The sequence below is a fragment of the Streptomyces sp. NPDC111744 genome (assembly GCF_055634995.1).
On sequence record NZ_JBVKCG010000017.1, the window covers coordinates 116,486 to 131,915 of the forward strand.

16 protein-coding genes and 1 tRNA gene are annotated in these 15,430 nt (G+C 69.0%); 12 read left to right on the forward strand and 5 right to left on the reverse strand.

Annotated elements, in window-relative coordinates:
* Window positions 1-138: 138 nt before the first annotated feature.
* Window positions 139-891, forward strand: coding sequence for an MBL fold metallo-hydrolase (locus tag ACZ7OO_RS31445; protein ID WP_471509934.1), 753 nt, complete (start codon window positions 139-141; stop codon window positions 889-891).
* 86 nt (window positions 892-977) lie between these two features.
* Here ACZ7OO_RS31445 and ACZ7OO_RS31450 read toward each other — a convergent pair whose 3' ends face one another.
* On the reverse strand, window positions 978-2,285 hold the full coding sequence (locus tag ACZ7OO_RS31450) for a PTS transporter subunit EIIC (RefSeq protein ID WP_471509935.1): 1,308 nt from the start codon (window positions 2,283-2,285) through the stop codon (window positions 978-980).
* 135 nt (window positions 2,286-2,420) lie between these two features.
* Window positions 2,421-3,719, reverse strand: coding sequence for a PTS transporter subunit EIIC (locus tag ACZ7OO_RS31455; RefSeq protein WP_471509936.1), 1,299 nt, complete (start codon window positions 3,717-3,719; stop codon window positions 2,421-2,423).
* A gap of 189 nt (window positions 3,720-3,908) precedes the next feature.
* Between ACZ7OO_RS31455 and ACZ7OO_RS31460 the strand changes: the two genes are divergently transcribed.
* From ACZ7OO_RS31460 to rdgB, 4 genes are all read left to right on the forward strand, one after another.
* Window positions 3,909-4,142 (forward strand): PTS sugar transporter subunit IIB, encoded by a 234-nt coding sequence (locus ACZ7OO_RS31460; protein WP_071372245.1) that lies wholly within the window; start codon window positions 3,909-3,911, stop codon window positions 4,140-4,142.
* Between the two features lie 76 nt (window positions 4,143-4,218).
* Window positions 4,219-4,956, forward strand: a complete 738-nt coding sequence (rph, locus tag ACZ7OO_RS31465; RefSeq protein ID WP_471509938.1) for a ribonuclease PH — start codon at window positions 4,219-4,221, stop codon at window positions 4,954-4,956.
* A 128-nt stretch (window positions 4,957-5,084) separates the two neighbouring features.
* The gene (locus ACZ7OO_RS31470) at window positions 5,085-5,486 is read left to right on the forward strand and encodes a prefoldin domain-containing protein (RefSeq protein ID WP_471509939.1); all 402 of its coding nucleotides are present in this window, start codon (window positions 5,085-5,087) and stop codon (window positions 5,484-5,486) included.
* Window positions 5,487-5,520: 34 nt separating this feature from the next.
* Window positions 5,521-6,126, forward strand: coding sequence for an RdgB/HAM1 family non-canonical purine NTP pyrophosphatase (rdgB, locus tag ACZ7OO_RS31475; protein WP_471509941.1), 606 nt, complete (start codon window positions 5,521-5,523; stop codon window positions 6,124-6,126).
* A gap of 55 nt (window positions 6,127-6,181) precedes the next feature.
* On the opposite strand, the gene ACZ7OO_RS31480 is transcribed toward rdgB, so the two are convergent.
* Together ACZ7OO_RS31480 and bcp are read right to left on the reverse strand one after the other, a co-directional pair.
* Window positions 6,182-6,256 (reverse strand) — tRNA-Leu (locus ACZ7OO_RS31480).
* A gap of 131 nt (window positions 6,257-6,387) precedes the next feature.
* The gene (bcp, locus tag ACZ7OO_RS31485) at window positions 6,388-6,855 is read right to left on the reverse strand and encodes a thioredoxin-dependent thiol peroxidase (protein WP_471509943.1); all 468 of its coding nucleotides are present in this window, start codon (window positions 6,853-6,855) and stop codon (window positions 6,388-6,390) included.
* A 96-nt stretch (window positions 6,856-6,951) separates the two neighbouring features.
* Here bcp and ACZ7OO_RS31490 point away from each other — a divergent pair, with 96 nt between their 5' ends.
* Together ACZ7OO_RS31490 and ACZ7OO_RS31495 are read left to right on the forward strand one after the other, a co-directional pair.
* Window positions 6,952-7,281: a DUF3618 domain-containing protein gene (locus ACZ7OO_RS31490; RefSeq protein WP_471509945.1), complete on the forward strand. Its 330-nt coding sequence runs from the start codon at window positions 6,952-6,954 to the stop codon at window positions 7,279-7,281.
* Window positions 7,282-7,352: 71 nt separating this feature from the next.
* Window positions 7,353-7,655, forward strand: a complete 303-nt coding sequence (locus ACZ7OO_RS31495) for a GroES family chaperonin (protein WP_382536575.1) — start codon at window positions 7,353-7,355, stop codon at window positions 7,653-7,655.
* A gap of 86 nt (window positions 7,656-7,741) precedes the next feature.
* On the opposite strand, the gene ACZ7OO_RS31500 is transcribed toward ACZ7OO_RS31495, so the two are convergent.
* Window positions 7,742-10,168 (reverse strand): transglycosylase domain-containing protein, encoded by a 2,427-nt coding sequence (locus ACZ7OO_RS31500; RefSeq protein ID WP_471509947.1) that lies wholly within the window; start codon window positions 10,166-10,168, stop codon window positions 7,742-7,744.
* A 206-nt stretch (window positions 10,169-10,374) separates the two neighbouring features.
* Here ACZ7OO_RS31500 and ACZ7OO_RS31505 point away from each other — a divergent pair, with 206 nt between their 5' ends.
* The 5 genes from ACZ7OO_RS31505 to ACZ7OO_RS31525 all read left to right on the forward strand — a co-directional run bounded on the left by ACZ7OO_RS31505 (window position 10,375) and on the right by ACZ7OO_RS31525 (window position 15,414).
* The gene (locus tag ACZ7OO_RS31505) at window positions 10,375-11,175 is read left to right on the forward strand and encodes an ABC transporter permease (RefSeq protein ID WP_471509949.1); all 801 of its coding nucleotides are present in this window, start codon (window positions 10,375-10,377) and stop codon (window positions 11,173-11,175) included.
* A 70-nt stretch (window positions 11,176-11,245) separates the two neighbouring features.
* Window positions 11,246-12,010 (forward strand): ABC transporter permease, encoded by a 765-nt coding sequence (locus ACZ7OO_RS31510; RefSeq protein WP_471510064.1) that lies wholly within the window; start codon window positions 11,246-11,248, stop codon window positions 12,008-12,010.
* A gap of 15 nt (window positions 12,011-12,025) precedes the next feature.
* A complete protein-coding gene (locus ACZ7OO_RS31515; protein ID WP_471509951.1) occupies window positions 12,026-13,093 on the forward strand; it encodes an ABC transporter ATP-binding protein in 1,068 nt (355 codons plus the stop codon).
* 32 nt (window positions 13,094-13,125) lie between these two features.
* On the forward strand, window positions 13,126-13,911 hold the full coding sequence (locus ACZ7OO_RS31520) for a DUF1707 SHOCT-like domain-containing protein (RefSeq protein WP_471509953.1): 786 nt from the start codon (window positions 13,126-13,128) through the stop codon (window positions 13,909-13,911).
* Window positions 13,912-14,151: 240 nt separating this feature from the next.
* Window positions 14,152-15,414: a DUF445 domain-containing protein gene (locus ACZ7OO_RS31525; protein ID WP_471510066.1), complete on the forward strand. Its 1,263-nt coding sequence runs from the start codon at window positions 14,152-14,154 to the stop codon at window positions 15,412-15,414.
* Window positions 15,415-15,430 lie beyond the last annotated feature (16 nt).

Below are 15,430 nucleotides of genomic sequence, written 5' to 3' on the forward strand. Positions count from 1 at the left end.
ACAACGGCCTCTGGCGGAGGAGCGACCCGCCCTTTTGCGCCTTACGCTCGACAAACCGCACGACCCCCGCGCACCTCTATTTCTCCGACTTCAGTTCCCGGTTCTTCCGGGTGTTCCGCCAACGGAGGTTTCTGCTTCATGAAGCTCACCGTCGTCGGCTGCTCGGGGTCGTTTCCGTCCGCGGAATCGGCCTGTTCGAGCTACCTCGTCGAGGCCGACGGCTTCCGGCTGCTCCTGGACATGGGCAACGGCGCCCTTGGCGAGTTGCAGCGCCACTGCGGTCTCTACGACCTCGACGCGATCTTCCTGAGTCATCTGCACGCCGACCACTGCATCGACATGTGCGCCTACTTCGTGGCGCGCTATTACCGTCACGACGGCGGCCCCTGCGACCCCATCCCGGTCTACGGCCCGGAGGGCACCGAGCACCGCCTCACCACGGCCTACGCCGACACCCCCACCGCCTCGTCGATGAGTGAGGTCTTCGACTTCCACACGGTCAAGCCGTCCACGTTCGACCTCGGCCCCTTCACGGTCCACACCGAGCGGGTCCGCCACCCCGTGGAGGCGTACGCCATCCGCATCGAACACGCCGGGACGTCCCTGACGTACTCGGGCGACACCGGCGTCACGCAGGCGCTGGAGGAGCTGGCCCGGGACACCGACCTGTTCCTGTGCGAGGCGGCCTTCACGCACGGCAAGGAGAACATCCCGGACCTGCACCTCAACGGCCGCGAGGCCGGCGAGACCGCCGCCCGCGCCGGCGCCCGCCGGCTGGTCCTCACCCACATCCCGCCGTGGACCGACCCCGCCGTCAACCTCGCCGACGCCCGCGAGGTCTTCGACGGCCCGGTGGACCTCGCGGCGCCCAGGGTGACGTACGTGATCTGACCGTCGTACCACCGGGTTCAGGCCCGTAGTGCGAAGGCCCCGCAGCCGTCTTCGGCTGCGGGGCCTTCGTCACACCGTGGTGGGACTCACGCCTTCGTGAGGTCCTCGACCTCCTCCTCGGGCTCGCGGCCCGGGGTGGGGAGGTTGAACCTGATGATGGCGAAGCGGAAGACGAAGTAGTAGATCGCTCCGAACACCAGGCCGACGGGGAGCAGCAGCCAGGGCTTGGTGGAGATGCCCCAGTTGATGAAGACGTCTGTCAGGCCGGCCGAGAAGCTGAAGCCCATGTGCATGCCCAGGGCCCAGGTCACCGCCATCGACAGAGCGGTGAGCACCGCGTGGATCGCGTACAGCAGGGGGGCGATGAACATGAACGAGAACTCGATGGGCTCGGTCACACCCGTGATGAACGAGGTCAGCGCCAGCGAGATCATCATGCCCATCACGGCCTGGCGGCGCTCGGGCCGGGCGGTGTGCGCGATGGCCAGGGCGGCGGCGGGCAGGCCGAACATCATGATCGGGAAGAAGCCGGTCATGAACATACCGGCGCTCGGGTCACCGGCGAAGAAGCGCGGCAGGTCGCCGTGGAAGACGGTGCCGGCGGAGTTGGTGTAGTCGCCGATCTGGAACCAGGCCACGGAGTTGACGAACTGGTGCATGCCGATCGGGATCAGCGCGCGGTTGATCAGACCGAACAGCGCCGCGCCGAAGGCGCCGAGACCCGTCATCCACTTGCCGAAGTCGGTGATCACATTACCGATGGGCTGCCAGCCGAGGACCACCAGAACGCCGAGGACGACACCGACGCCGGCCGTGATGATCGGCACCAGGCGGCGGCCGTTGAAGAAGCCGAGCCAGGCCACCAGCTGCTTGCGGTGGTAGCGCTGCCACAGCACCGCGGTCAGCAGACCGAGGATGATGCCGCCGAGCACGCCCGGGTTCTGGAAGGTCGCGGCCGTCGCGGCCTCGTGGCCCTTCTGCCAGAAGCCGCCGAAAGGCGCGACGGGCGTATAGGTGGCACCCTCGTGCCCGTCCTTGATCGGGAACTGGTGGACCACCGCGTAGTAGGTCAGGAAGCTGACCACCGCGGCGAGCGCCGTGGAGCCGTCGGCCTTCTTCGCGAAGCCGATGGCCACGCCTATGCAGAACAGCAACGGCAGCCCGAACGAGCTGTCGAACAGAACACCGCCGGCCCCGGCGAAGACCTTCGCCACGTCGTCCGGTAGATGCAGCTTGGCCTGGACATCGGGCTGGCCCAGGCGCATCAGGATCCCCGCCGCCGGCAGCACGGCGATCGGGAGCTGAAGGCTGCGGCCTACCTTCTGCAGGCCTTGGAACAGCCCGGATCCCCGCTTCTTCGCGGGGGCCGCCGCGGGCACGGTGGCGGTGCTCATAGACTTCCTCCATCGGGTGGTGGTCTACACCACTCAGTGGTGTAGACCTGTTGTACACGATGGTGGCGTTATAAGGAACCCGTCAATTCCGCAACCGGAGAACTACGCTTTGTGCGCCCTGCGTGGACCATCCGCTCAAGCCTTGGTGACGTCCTCCACTTCCTCCTCCGGCTCCCTTCCCGGGGTCTTCAGATCGAACCTCGTGATGGCGAACCGGAAGACCACGTAGTAGACGGCCGCGAAGCACAGGCCGATCGGGACGATCGCCCAAGGCCTGGTCGCCAGGTTCCAGTTGATGACGTAGTCGATGAGTCCCGCCGAGAAGCTGAACCCGTCGTGCACACCGAGACCCCACGTCACCGCCATCGACACCCCCGTCAGCACCGCGTGCACCGCGTACAGCAGCGGCGCGATGAAGAGGAACGAGTACTCGATCGGCTCGGTGATCCCCGTGACGAACGACGTCAGCGCCACCGACAGCATCAGACCGCCGATCTCCTTGCGCCGGTGCGGCTTCGCGCAGTGCGTGATGGCGAGCGCGGCCGCCGGCAGCGCGAACATCATGATCGGGAAGAACCCCGAGGTGAACTGACCCGCGCTCGGATCACCCGCCAGGAACATGTTGATGTCGCCGTGCACCGTCTGGCCGTCGGGCGTGGTGTAACTGCCGAACTGGAACCAGATGGGCACGTTCAGGAACTGGTGCAGACCGATGACGAGCAACGCCCGGTTCGCGACCCCGAACACCCCCGCACCCCACGCACCCGCGTCCCGCAGCCAGTGGCTGAAGCTCTCCAGCCCGCCGCCGATCGGCGGCCACACCCACAGGCACAGCACCGCGAAGACGATCGCGACGAACGACTTGATGATCGGCACCAGCCGACGCCCGTTGAAGAAGCCCAGCCAGTCCACCAGTCTCGTGCGGTGGAAACGGGCCCAGAAGTAGGCCGCCAGCAGCCCCATCGCAATCCCGCCGAAGACACCGGGGTTCTGGAACGTGAACGTCGACACCGAGCCGTCGCTCACCTGACAGCCGATCCCCGGCAGAGTCCTGGAGCCGCCCGGGCAGTCCTCCGGGAACTGGTGCAGCACCCCGTAATAGACGAGGAACCCCGCCACCGCCGCCAGCGCCGTCGAACCGTCCGCCTTCCTCGCCATCCCGATCGCCACCCCGACGCAGAACAACAGCGGAAGCCCCACCGACCCGTCGAGCAGCGCGCCGCCCGCGCCCTTCATCACCTTGGAGACATCCGTCCAGCCAAGGCCCTGCTCGCCGAACACATCGGGCTGCCCCAGCCGGTTGAGGATCCCCGCCGCCGGCAGCACCGCGATCGGCAGCTGCAGGCTCCGGCCCATCTTCTGCAACCCCTGGAAAAGAGCGTTCCACCGCTCCCGCGCGGGGCTGACCGTGCTGTCGGCGCTCTCGGCACTCATGGACGCGTCCTCCGGGCCGCTCGGCTCCACGGCAGTGGTTTGGTGACCGCCCATCTGCTGGTGTAGACCAGTTGCCGACGGTTCCGCCGCAGTGCTCGCCATCATTCGGCAAGCGCGGCACGACCGCTCGCAAAGATGGGCCAACTGTGGGTTACTGCGACAAAGCGGTTCGGATCAGGGAGAAGGAACATGGCCAGCAAGGCTGAGAAGATCGTCGCCGGCCTCGGCGGAATCGACAACATCGACGAGATCGAGGGCTGCATCACCCGGCTGCGCACCGAGGTGCACGACGCCTCGAAGGTCGACGACGCCGCCCTGAAGGCCGCCGGCGCCCACGGCGTCGTCAAGATGGGCACTGCCATCCAGGTCGTCATCGGCACCGACGCCGACCCGATCGCCGCGGAGATCGAAGACATGATGTGAGCCTCCGGGCTCACCTCGAAGGGGCTCCTCCCTCCTGGGACGGGCCCCTTCTGCCGCTCCGGATAGGCTCATGGCCATGTCTCGAATCGACGGCCGCACCCCCGAACAACTCCGCCCGGTCACCATCGAACGCGGCTGGAGCAAGCACGCCGAGGGCTCCGTCCTCGTCTCCTTCGGCGACACCAAGGTCTTCTGCACCGCCTCCGTCACCGAAGGCGTCCCCCGCTGGCGCAAGGGCAGCGGCGAGGGCTGGGTCACCGCGGAGTACGCCATGCTGCCCCGCGCCACCAACACCCGCGGCGACCGCGAGTCCGTCAAGGGCAGGATCGGCGGCCGCACCCACGAGATCTCCCGCCTCATCGGCCGCTCCCTGCGCGCGGTCATCGACTACAAGGCCCTCGGCGAGAACACGATCGTCCTCGACTGCGACGTCCTCCAGGCCGACGGCGGCACGCGTACGGCCGCGATCACCGGCGCGTACGTGGCGCTGGCCGACGCCATCGCCTGGGCCCAGGCCCGCAAGCTCATCAGGGCCGGCCGCCAGCCCCTGACGGGCACGGTCTCGGCCGTCTCCGTCGGCATCGTCGGCGGAGTCCCCTTGCTGGACCTCTGCTACGAGGAGGACGTGAAGGCCGAGACCGACATGAACGTGGTCTGCACCGGCGACGGCCGCTTCGTCGAGGTCCAGGGCACCGCCGAGGCCGAACCCTTCGCCCGCGACGAACTCAACGCCCTCCTCGACCTCGCCGTCGCCGGCTGCACCGAACTCGCCGCGTTCCAGCGGGCGGCGCTCGAAGCGACCCTCACGAAGTAAAGGGAAAGGAAAAAGCCGAGGTGCGAAGGGGCAACCCGGGCGACCGCCCCCGCGTCCCCCTAGGTACGGGCGCACGGCAGGAACCACCGTGCGCCCGGCCAGCCGACCCACGGGAGGGGAACACCGTCATGGCCGCCAGCCGACGCCGAGGCCGTCGTATCACCGCCATCGCCGCCGTGGCCGCGACCGCCGCACTCACCATCGGCCTCACCGGCTGCGACGCCGTGAACAAGGCCCTCGACTGCGTCCAGACCGCCGACTCCATCGCCGACGACGTCACCGACCTCCAGCAGGCCGTGGAGAACGCGGCGAACGACCCCACCCAGACCGACGCCTCCCTCGACTCGATCCAGCAGAACCTGAAGAAGATCGGCGACAGGACGGACGACACCGACGTCAACAAGGCGGTCGACGACCTCGACAAGGCCGTGGACAACGTCCGCACGGCCATCAGGAACGGCGACTCGACCCCCGACGTCACCCCGGTCACCGACGCGGCCGGCGAACTGACCAAGGTCTGCACGCCGTAACCCCGCGGGCCGGGCCCTTGCGATACTGCGTGTCATGACGACCCGCCTGATCCTAGCCACCCGCAACGCCGGAAAGATCACCGAACTCCGCGCCATCCTCGCCGAGGCGGGGCTGCCCCACGAGCTGGTGGGCGCCGACGCGTACCCCGACATCCCCGACGTCAAGGAAACAGGCGTCACCTTCGCCGAGAACGCCCTCCTCAAGGCCCATGCCCTGGCCCGAGCGACGGGCCTCCCGGCAGTGGCCGACGACTCGGGCCTCTGCGTCGACGTCCTCAACGGCGCCCCCGGCATCTTCTCCGCCCGCTGGGCCGGCCGCCACGGCGACGACAAGGCCAACCTGGACCTCCTCCTGGCCCAGCTCTCGGACATCGCCGAGGAGCACCGGGGGGCGCACTTCGCGTGCGCGGCGGCGCTGGCGTTGCCGGACGGCACGGAGCGGGTGGTCGAGGGTCAGTTGCGGGGGGTTCTCCGCCACGCCCCGTCCGGCACGAACGGCTTCGGCTACGACCCGATCCTCCAGCCGGATGGCGACACCCGAACATGCGCGGAGCTGAGCCCCGAGGAGAAGAACGCGATCAGCCACCGGGGGAAGGCGTTCCGGGGTCTGGTGCCGGTGGTGCGGGAGTTGCTGGGCTGACGCGACGAAAAGACCCCGCACCTTTGAATCTAAGGTGCGGGGCCTTGTTTTCCTGTGGGCCCGGTGGGACTCGAACCCACGACACACCGGACCTAAACCGGCGCCCTCTTGCCAGCTGGGGTACGGGCCCTCAGTCCCGCCTACTCTACTGGGCGATACGAGGGGTTCGCCGCCCTCCCCGACACCATGTGCTGGTGATCGCATGGCGGTTCGGACACAGCGGTCGCCTGGAAGGTCCCGCGTCAGCGGCGGATGAGGGTGTCAGATGCCCAGGTCCTTGATGATCTTGGCTACGTGGCCGGTGGCGCGGACGTTGTAGAGGGCCCGTTCCACCTTGCCCTGCTCGTCGACGATGATCGTGGAGCGGATGACGCCCATGTATGTCTTGCCGTAGTTCATCTTCTCGCCGTACGCGCCGTACGCGTCCAGGACCTTCTTGTCGGGGTCGGCGAGGAGGGTGACCCTGAGGTTTTCCTTCTCGCGGAACTTGCCGAGTTTCTCCGGCTGGTCGGGGGAGACGCCGATGACGTCGTAGCCCGCGCCGGCCAGCAGGTCGAGGTTGTCCGTGAAGTCGCAGGCCTGCTTCGTGCAGCCTGGCGTCAGCGCGGCCGGGTAGAAGTAGACGATGACCTTGCGGCCCTTGTGGGCGGAGAGGGACACCTCGTTGCCGTCGGCGTCGGGGAGGGTGAAGTCGGGGGCTACGTCCCCGGGCTGGAGTCGCTCGCTCATCGGTCCAGCGTAACGGGGGGTCCTGACAGCGCAGGGGCGGCGAGAACTGACAGACTGTCCAGGACAGCGAGCACGGGAGACTTCGGAGGGCCCACGGTGGCGGACACGTCGGACACCAGAACCCCGGCGCAGATCGAGGCGGACATCAAGCGACGCCGCGATGTGCTGGCCGAGACGCTGGACGAGATCGGGGTGCGGGTGCATCCCAAGACCATCGTCGGCGATGCGAAGGCCAAGGTCGCGGCCAACGTCGATCACACGCTCGGGCGAGCCTACGTCCAGGTCAACCGGGTCGTGAGCGATGTGAAGGCCCAGTTCGTGGACGAGGAGGGTGCGCCGCGCCTGGAGCGCGTCGTGCCGGTCGCGCTCGTCGCCGTGGGCGTGGTCGGGCTGCTCGTGTTCAGTACCCGACGGCGTAAGAGCTGAGCAGAAGCAGGTAGGTTCAAGGCGTGAGCGCCAACAGAAACGACACCCATCACGACAAGCTGCCCATCCGTATGCTGCACGACCGGGTCCTGGTCAAGCAGGAGACCGGCGAGGGTGAGCGGCGGTCGGGCGGTGGGATTCTCATTCCCGCCACGGCGGCCGTCGGGCGCAGGCTGGCCTGGGCCGAGGTGGTCGCGGTCGGGCAGAACGTGCGGACGGTGGAGCCCGGTGACCGGGTGTTGTACGACCCGGAGGACCGTGCCGAGGTCGAGGTGCGCGGTGTGGCCTATGTGCTGATGCGAGAGCGCGATCTGCACGCGGTCGCCGCCGACCGGTTCGAGGGCTCGGAGGACTCGACCGGCCTGTACCTGTGAGTCGACGGCAGAGACGGTAGAGACGGTAGAAAAGGGCTGGTGACTGCGGTCACCAGCCCTTTTCGTCGTTTCTGTGCCAACGGCGACTACTGGAATCCGAAGCCGCCGCCGTTGTCGCCCGCTGTCGTCCCGGTCGTGGTGCCGGCGTCCGTGGTTCCGGTCGTCGTACCCGTAGTGGTGCCGTCGGTGGTGGTGCCGGTCGAGGTGCCGGAGTCGGTGCCCGATGTCGTCGTACCGGAGTCGGTGCCGGGGGTCGTCGTGCCGGACGTGGTCGAGCCGCCGGTGGTGGAGCCGTCCGTGGTGCCGCCGGCGGTGGTGCCCGCCGTGGTGGAGCCGCCCGTCGTGCCGCCGTTGTCCTGGGCGCCGCCGGTGGTGACGCCGTTGCCCTGGTTCCCGCCGGTCGTGCCGCCGTTGTCCTGGCCGCCGGTGCCCGGGGTGGCCGGGTTCTGGCTGGGCGGGGCCACGGTCTCGGCGCCGGGCTGGAGGTCGAGGTCGAAGGAGGAGGCCGTGGTGCCCTCCAGGGCGTCCTTGGTGTACTGCGACCAGATCTCGGTCGGGGCCCCGCCGCCGTTGATGCGGGCGAGGCCGAGCGCGCCGTAGAGCGACTTGTGGGCGGCCGTGACCGGGTCCTGGCCCATCACGGAGACGACGGTGGCGAGGTCGGGTGTGTAGCCCGCGAACCAGGCGGCGGTGTCCTCCTCGGCGGTGCCGGTCTTGCCGGCCGCCGGGCGGCCCGCGGCCTGGGCGGCGGTGGCGGTGCCGTTGTCGACCACGCTCTGCAGGATCGAGGTCGTGGTGTCGGCGGCCTGCCGGCTCACGGCCTGCTTGGTCGGCGACTGGGGCAGTTTGATGTCCTCGGTGCCGTCCCTGGTGACCTTCTGGACCATCGTGTACGTGCCGTGCTTGCCGTGGTTGGCGAGCGTGGCGTACGCCTCCGCCATGTCCAGGACACTGGCGGTGGCGGTGCCGAGGGCGATCGACGGGTACGGCTGGAGGTCCTTGGTGTCGGAGGGGATGCCCAGGTCGACGGCGGTCTGCTTGACCTTGGACGGGCCGACGTCGACGGCCATCTGCGCGTACACCGCGTTCACCGACAGGTCGGTGGCCCTGCGGACGGTGATCTCGCCGTACGACTTCCCGTCCTCGTTCTCCGGCGCGTAGCTGCCGCCGGGCCAGCCCTGGACGGCGCGCTTGTTGGTGCCGTCGTAGTAGGTGTTCGGGGTGATGGTCTGGCCGGACTGGGTGGTGGAGCCGTTGTCGACGGCGGAGGCGAACACGAACGGCTTGAAGGTGGAGCCGACCTGGAAGTCACCGCGGGTCGCGCCGTTGGTGTACTGCTTCACGTAGTCGATGCCGCCGTACATGGCGACGACGTTGCCGGTCTTCGGGTCGACCGAGGCGCCGCCGGCCCGCACATAGTTGTCGGCCTTGTTGTTCTTCTTGTCCAGCTTGGACATCAGCTTGTCGTCGACCGCCTTGACGAAGGCGTTCTGCTTGTCCTTCTGGATGGTGGTGGTGATGCGGTAGCCGCCGGCCTCAAGGGAGTCGGCGTCTACGATCTTGTTCTTGACGAGGTAGCTCTTGACCGCCTCGACGAGGTAGCCGCGCTGCCCGGACATGCCGGTGGAGGTGGTCTGCTCCTTGGGCATCGGGAACTTCATGCCGGCCCGCTTGGACTGGCTGAGCCAGCCCTTCTTGACCATGCCGTCCAGGACGTAGTTCCAGCGGGCGACGGCCGCCGCCTTGTTCTCGGGGTGGGCGACGACGTCGTACTCGCTGGGCGCGTTGACGAGCGCGGCGAGGTAGGCGGCGCGGGCCGGGTCGAGGTCGGTGGCGTCCTTGCCGTAGTAGGCCTGGGCGGCGGCCTGGATGCCGTAGGCGTTGCGGCCGAAGTAGCTGGTGTTGAGGTAGCCCTCCAGGATGTCGGCCTTGGACTCGGAGCGGTCCAGCTTGATCGAGATGAAGAACTCCTTCACCTTGCGGGTGACGGTCTGCTCCTGCGCCAGGTAGTAGTTCTTCACGTACTGCTGGGTGATCGTCGAGCCGGACTGGGTGCCCTTGCCGGTCGCGGTGTTCCAGGCGGCACGCAGCATCGCCTTGGGGTCGACGGCGGACTCGGTGTAGAAGTCGCGGTCCTCGGCGGCGAGCACGGCGTGCTGGGCGTCCGCGGAGACCTGGGCGAGCGTCACGTTCTCCCGGTTGACCTCGCCGTCCCGGGCGAGCTGGGAGCCGTCGGCGTACAGGAACACGTTGCTCTGCTTGGTGGCGAACGCGTTGGCCGCCGGGATCTTCACCATCGAGTAGCCGAGGAAGAACAGGCCGATCAGAAGGAGTATCCCGATCACGAAGGTGCCGAGCACCGTGCGCCAGGTCGGGATGATCCGCCGCCATCCGGTGCGCCCGGGACGCTTCATCTTCTTCTCGCCCCCCTTCGTCTCCTCGGCCGCCCCCGGCGGTTCTGCCGGGCCTCCGCCGCTCTGGTTCGGCTGCTGCGGCTGCGGCTCGTCGCTCATCTCGTGCACGGACTCCTGTTTCGCGTCGTACGTTCGTTCCCGTACGACCTCGTACGCTTCTGCGCCCCCTGTTGAAGACTCTCGCACCATGCGTTCCGTTCCCGGATTCCGGCACGCTTCGGTCACGGAAAATGCGTGGCCTGCGATGTCGTCGGCGCAGTAGGCTCCTGCGCTTCGGTGTCGGGCGGTCCGGGAGGTCGGTTGGCGTGGGAGCGGGACGGTTGTATTCGGCCGTCGCGGCGGGGGGTTTCCGACGGTACGCGACATACCGGGCGGCGACCGCCGCCGGGGTGTTCACCAACACGGTCTTCGGGATCATCCTCGTGTACACATACCTGGCCCTGTGGGACGAGAAGCCGCACCTCGGAGGCTATGACCAGGCGCAGGCGGTCACCTATGTGTGGCTCGGGCAGTGCCTGTACGCGACGCTCGCCATCCAGGGCGGGGGCGTGGAAAAAGACCTGATGGAGCGTATCCGCACGGGTGAGATCGCGATCGACCTGTACCGTCCGGCCGATCTCCAACTGTGGTGGCTGGCGACGGATTTGGGCCGGTCGCTGTTCCAGATGCTGGGACGCGGGGTGGTCCCCTTCCTCTTCGGTGCGCTGTTCTTCCCGATGGCGCTGCCGACGGACGTGGCGACCTGGGCGGCCTTCGCCGTTTCCCTGCTGCTCGCGATGGTCGTCAGCTTCGGCATCCGCTATCTGGCCGCGCTGAGCGTGTTCTGGCTGATGGACGGCATGGGCGTCAACCAGGCGCTGATGGTGCTGGGGATCTTCTGCTCGGGCATGACCCTGCCGTTGAACGTCTTCCCGGGCGCCCTCGGCGACGTCGTGCGGGCCCTGCCGTGGGCGGCGCAGCTCCAGGTGCCGGCGGACGTCCTGCTGGGGGAGACCGGCCCGCCGGGCGCGTACGCCTTCCAGGCGGCGTGGGCGGTGGCGCTGCTGGCGGCGGGGCGGCTGGTGCAGAGGGCGGCGACGCGACGGGTGGTGGTGCAGGGTGGGTGAGCGGGCCCTGGACGGGGTGCGGGCGTACCGGCCGGCGGAGGGCCTGCGGGCGTACCGGCTGATCGCGGGGATGTGGATCAGGTCGACGATGACCTACCGCACGTCCTTCGTCCTCACGATGCTCGGCAACCTGACGGTGACCGGCCTGGACTTCGCCACGATCCTGCTGATGTTCACGCAGGTCGACCGGCTCGGTGGCTGGACCATGCCCGAGGTGGCCTTCCTGTACGGCCTGTCCGTGACCGCGTTCGGCTTCGCCGACCTGGCGTTCGGCTCGATGGACGTGCTGGGCACCCGGATCCGCGACGGCTCCTTCGACATCCTGCTGGTCCGGCCGGCTCCGGTGCTCGCCCAGCTCGGAGCGGACCGCTTCGCGCTGCGCCGCCTCGGCCGGATCGTCCAGGGCGGGCTGGTCCTCGGGTACGCGCTGACCGCCGTGGACGTCGACTGGACGGCGGCGAAGGTGCTGCTGGTGCCGGTGACCGTGGTCAGCGGCGCGGTGATCTTCTGCGCGCTGTTCCTGGCGGGCGCGACCTTCCAGTTCCTGGCGCAGGACGCGGCCGAGGTGCAGAACGCGTTCACCTACGGCGGTACGACGCTGCTCCAGTACCCGCCGACGGTGTTCGGGAGGGACTTCGTACGCGGGGTGACGTTCCTGCTGCCGCTGGCCTTCGTCAACTGGGTGCCGGCCGCGTACGTGCTGGGGCGGCCGTATCCGCTGCGGCTCCCGGAGTGGACGGCGTGGTCGTCGCCGCTGGTGGCGGTGGTGTGCTGCGCGCTGGCGGGCCTGGCGTGGCGGGCGGGGCTCAGGTCGTATCGGAGCACCGGGAGTTGACCGGATCACGAGGAGTTGACGGTGTTCATTGAAGTGGACCGGGTGGAGAAGGTCTTCGAGGTCCGGCGCAAGACCGGCTTCCTGAGACGGGAGCGCCGGCAGGTACGGGCTGTGGACGAGCTCTCCTTCACGGTGGAGCGCGGCGAGATGGTGGGCTACATCGGCCCGAACGGCGCCGGGAAGTCGACGACGATCAAGATGCTGACGGGGATCCTGACCCCGAGCGGCGGCCGGCTGCGGGTGGCGGGCATCGACCCGTCGCGCGAGCGCACCCGGCTGGCACACCGCATCGGCGTGGTCTTCGGCCAGCGCACCACGCTGTGGTGGGACCTCCCGCTCATCGACTCCTACCGCCTGATGCACCGCATGTACCGCATCCCGGACGCGCGTTACGCCGAGAACCTGGACCGCCTGGTCGAACTCCTCTCCCTGGAGAGTCTGCTGGACGTCCCGGTACGGCAGCTCTCGCTCGGCCAGCGGATGCGCGGCGACATCGTGGCGGCGCTGCTGCACGACCCCGAGGTGCTCTACCTCGACGAGCCGACGATCGGCCTGGACGTCATCTCCAAGGCCAAGGTCCGTGACTTCCTCCGGGAGCTCAACACCGAGCGCGGCACCACGGTCCTGCTGACCACCCATGACCTCCAGGACATCGAGCAGTTGTGCTCGCGCGTGATGGTCATCGACCACGGGCGGCTGATGTACGACGGTCCGCTCGCGGGCCTGCACGAGGTGGGGGAGAGCGAACGGACCCTGGTGGTGGACCTGGAGCGGGAGCTGCCGCCGGTCGAGGTGGGCGGCTCGGCGCGGGTGGTGAAGGTGGAGGGACCCCGGCAGTGGCTGGCGTTCCCGGCGTCGGAGTCGGCGGCGCCGCTGGTGGCGCGGATCGCGGCGGCGTATCCCTTGGTGGACCTCTCCGTCCGGGAGCCGGACATCGAGACGGTGATCGCGAAGATGCTGCGTTCCTTGGAGACATCGGGGACAACGGCGACACCGTGGGCCCCGGGAACCCCGGGAACCCCGGGAACCCCGGGAACCCCGGGGGACGCCCCTCCACCCCCCTCGGAGCGCACGACGGCGTAGTGCCCGGCGACCGGAACTCGTAGTCTGCACTCATGACCGACGATGCCCCGGAGTTGCGTGCCTCCGACGCCGATCGCGAACGAGTCGCCGAGGTCCTCAGGGACGCCCTCGCGGAGGGGCGCCTGGACATGGAGGAGTTCGAGGAGCGGCTGGAGGCGACGTACAAGGCCCGTACGTACGGTGAGCTGACGCCGATCACCAGGGATCTGCCCGCGGCGGCCGGCTCGCCCGCGGTGTCGCCATCGGTATCGCTGAACAAGTCCCCGGCGGACAGCGGCAGTTGGGGGAGCCGGATAGTCGGCGGCGAGGGCTCGTCCTCCTGGGCGGTGGCCGTGATGTCCGGCTTCCAGCGCAGGGGCCGCTGGACCGCGCCAAAACGCTTCAACTGCCTCGCGTTCTGGGGCGGCGGCGAGATCGACCTGCGCGAGGCGAACTTCGCGGACCGGGAGATCGAGATCAACTGCGTCGCGATCATGGGCGGCCTCAGCGTGCTCGTGCCGCCGGGCGTGGAAGTGGTGATGCGGGGCATCGGCGTCATGGGCGGCTTCGACCACCGCGAGGAGGGCACACCGCCGGACCCGGCCGCGCCGAGGGTGATCGTGACGGGCTTCGCCTTCTGGGGCGGCGTCGAGGTGGAGCACAAGGTCACCAAGGCGGAACGCCAACGCCTCAGGGAGGAACGCCGCCAGGAGAAGCTGGACCGCAGGTCGGCCCGGCACGAACTGCACGCGGCCCGCCACGAGTGGCGCCAGGAGCGCAGGGAACAACGCGACGAACTCCGCGAGGAACGCACCGGCCGAAGGCACGGCGACTACTGAGCACCGGGGGGCTGCGCGATCAGCCCCCACCGTGCCGCGGGGGACCACCGCCCGTTGAATTTCCCGAACAGACAGACGACGGGAACTCTTGTTCCGTTCCGGGAGTAGGTCAGGAAGGGACAATATGTGCGGGATCACCATGGGGGTGAGACCAGCTGCGAACGGGTGGAGCAGATGGAGGAACGTACGGAAACGCCGGACACCGACGGTCGCGCGGGGAGCGCTCCGTCCTACAAGTCCATGAACGCCTTCACGCCCGCCGACGAGGAGCGCCAGCGCGGTGTGCGGCACATGAAGCGCACGGCGACCGGCCTGCTGCTGCTCGTCGCCCTGGTGTACGTGCTGGCCAAGTGGGCGTCCGGTGAGGGCGCGGGCTCGTGGGCGGACTATGTGGCCGCGGCCGCCGAGGCGGGCATGGTCGGCGCGCTCGCCGACTGGTTCGCGGTGACCGCCCTCTTCCGGCACCCGCTCGGCCTGCCGATCCCGCACACCGCGATCATCCCGACGAAGAAGGACCAGCTGGGGATCTCGCTGGGCGAGTTCGTCGGCGAGAACTTCCTCTCCCAGGACGTCGTACGACAGCGGTTGCGTGCCGTCGGCATCGGCAGCCGGCTCGGCGCGTGGCTGGCGGAGCCGAAGAACGCCGACCGGGTGATGGCGGAGCTGGCGACCGCGCTGCGCGGCGCCCTGACCGTGCTGCGGGACTCCGACGTCCAGGCTGTGGTCGGGGAGGCGATCACCCGGCGGGCCGACGCCCAGGAGATCGCCCCCGGCATCGGCAAGATGCTGGAACGGGTCGTCGCCGACGGCGGTCACAAGCGGGTCGTGGACCTGGTCGTCACCAAGGCGCACGACTGGCTGGTGCTGCACGGGGACTCCGTGATGGACGCCGTCCAGGGTGGGGCGCCCGGGTGGACGCCCCGGTTCGTCGACCGGCGCGTCGGCGAGCGCGTCTACAAGGAGCTGCTGCGCTTCTGCGCCGAGATGCGGGACATGCCGTCCCACCCGGCACGCGGCGCCCTCGACCGCTTCCTCACGGACTTCGCGAACGACCTCCAGTCCGACACCGACACCCGGGCCCGGGTCGAGCGGCTCAAGGGCGACGTCCTGGGCCGTGGCGAGGTGCAGGACCTGATCGCGTCCGCCTGGACGGCCGTACGATCCATGATCGTCTCGGCGGCCGAGGACGAACGCAGCGAGCTGCGGCTGCGCGTCCGGGCCTCCCTGATCTCCCTGGGCACTCGGATGGCCGAGGAACCAAAGGTCCAGGACAAGGTCGACAGCTGGGTCGAGGGCGCGGCCGTGCACGTGGTGTCGACGTACCGCAAGGAGATCACCTCCCTGATCACCGACACCGTGGCGGGCTGGGACGCGGAGCACACCACCCGGAAGATCGAAGCGCACATCGGGCGTGATCTGCAGTTCATCCGGATCAATGGCACGGTGGTGGGGTCGCTGGCCGGCGTGCTGATCTTCACGGTGTCGCGGGCGCTGGGCGCGTAGGGCGCTTCGAACGCCG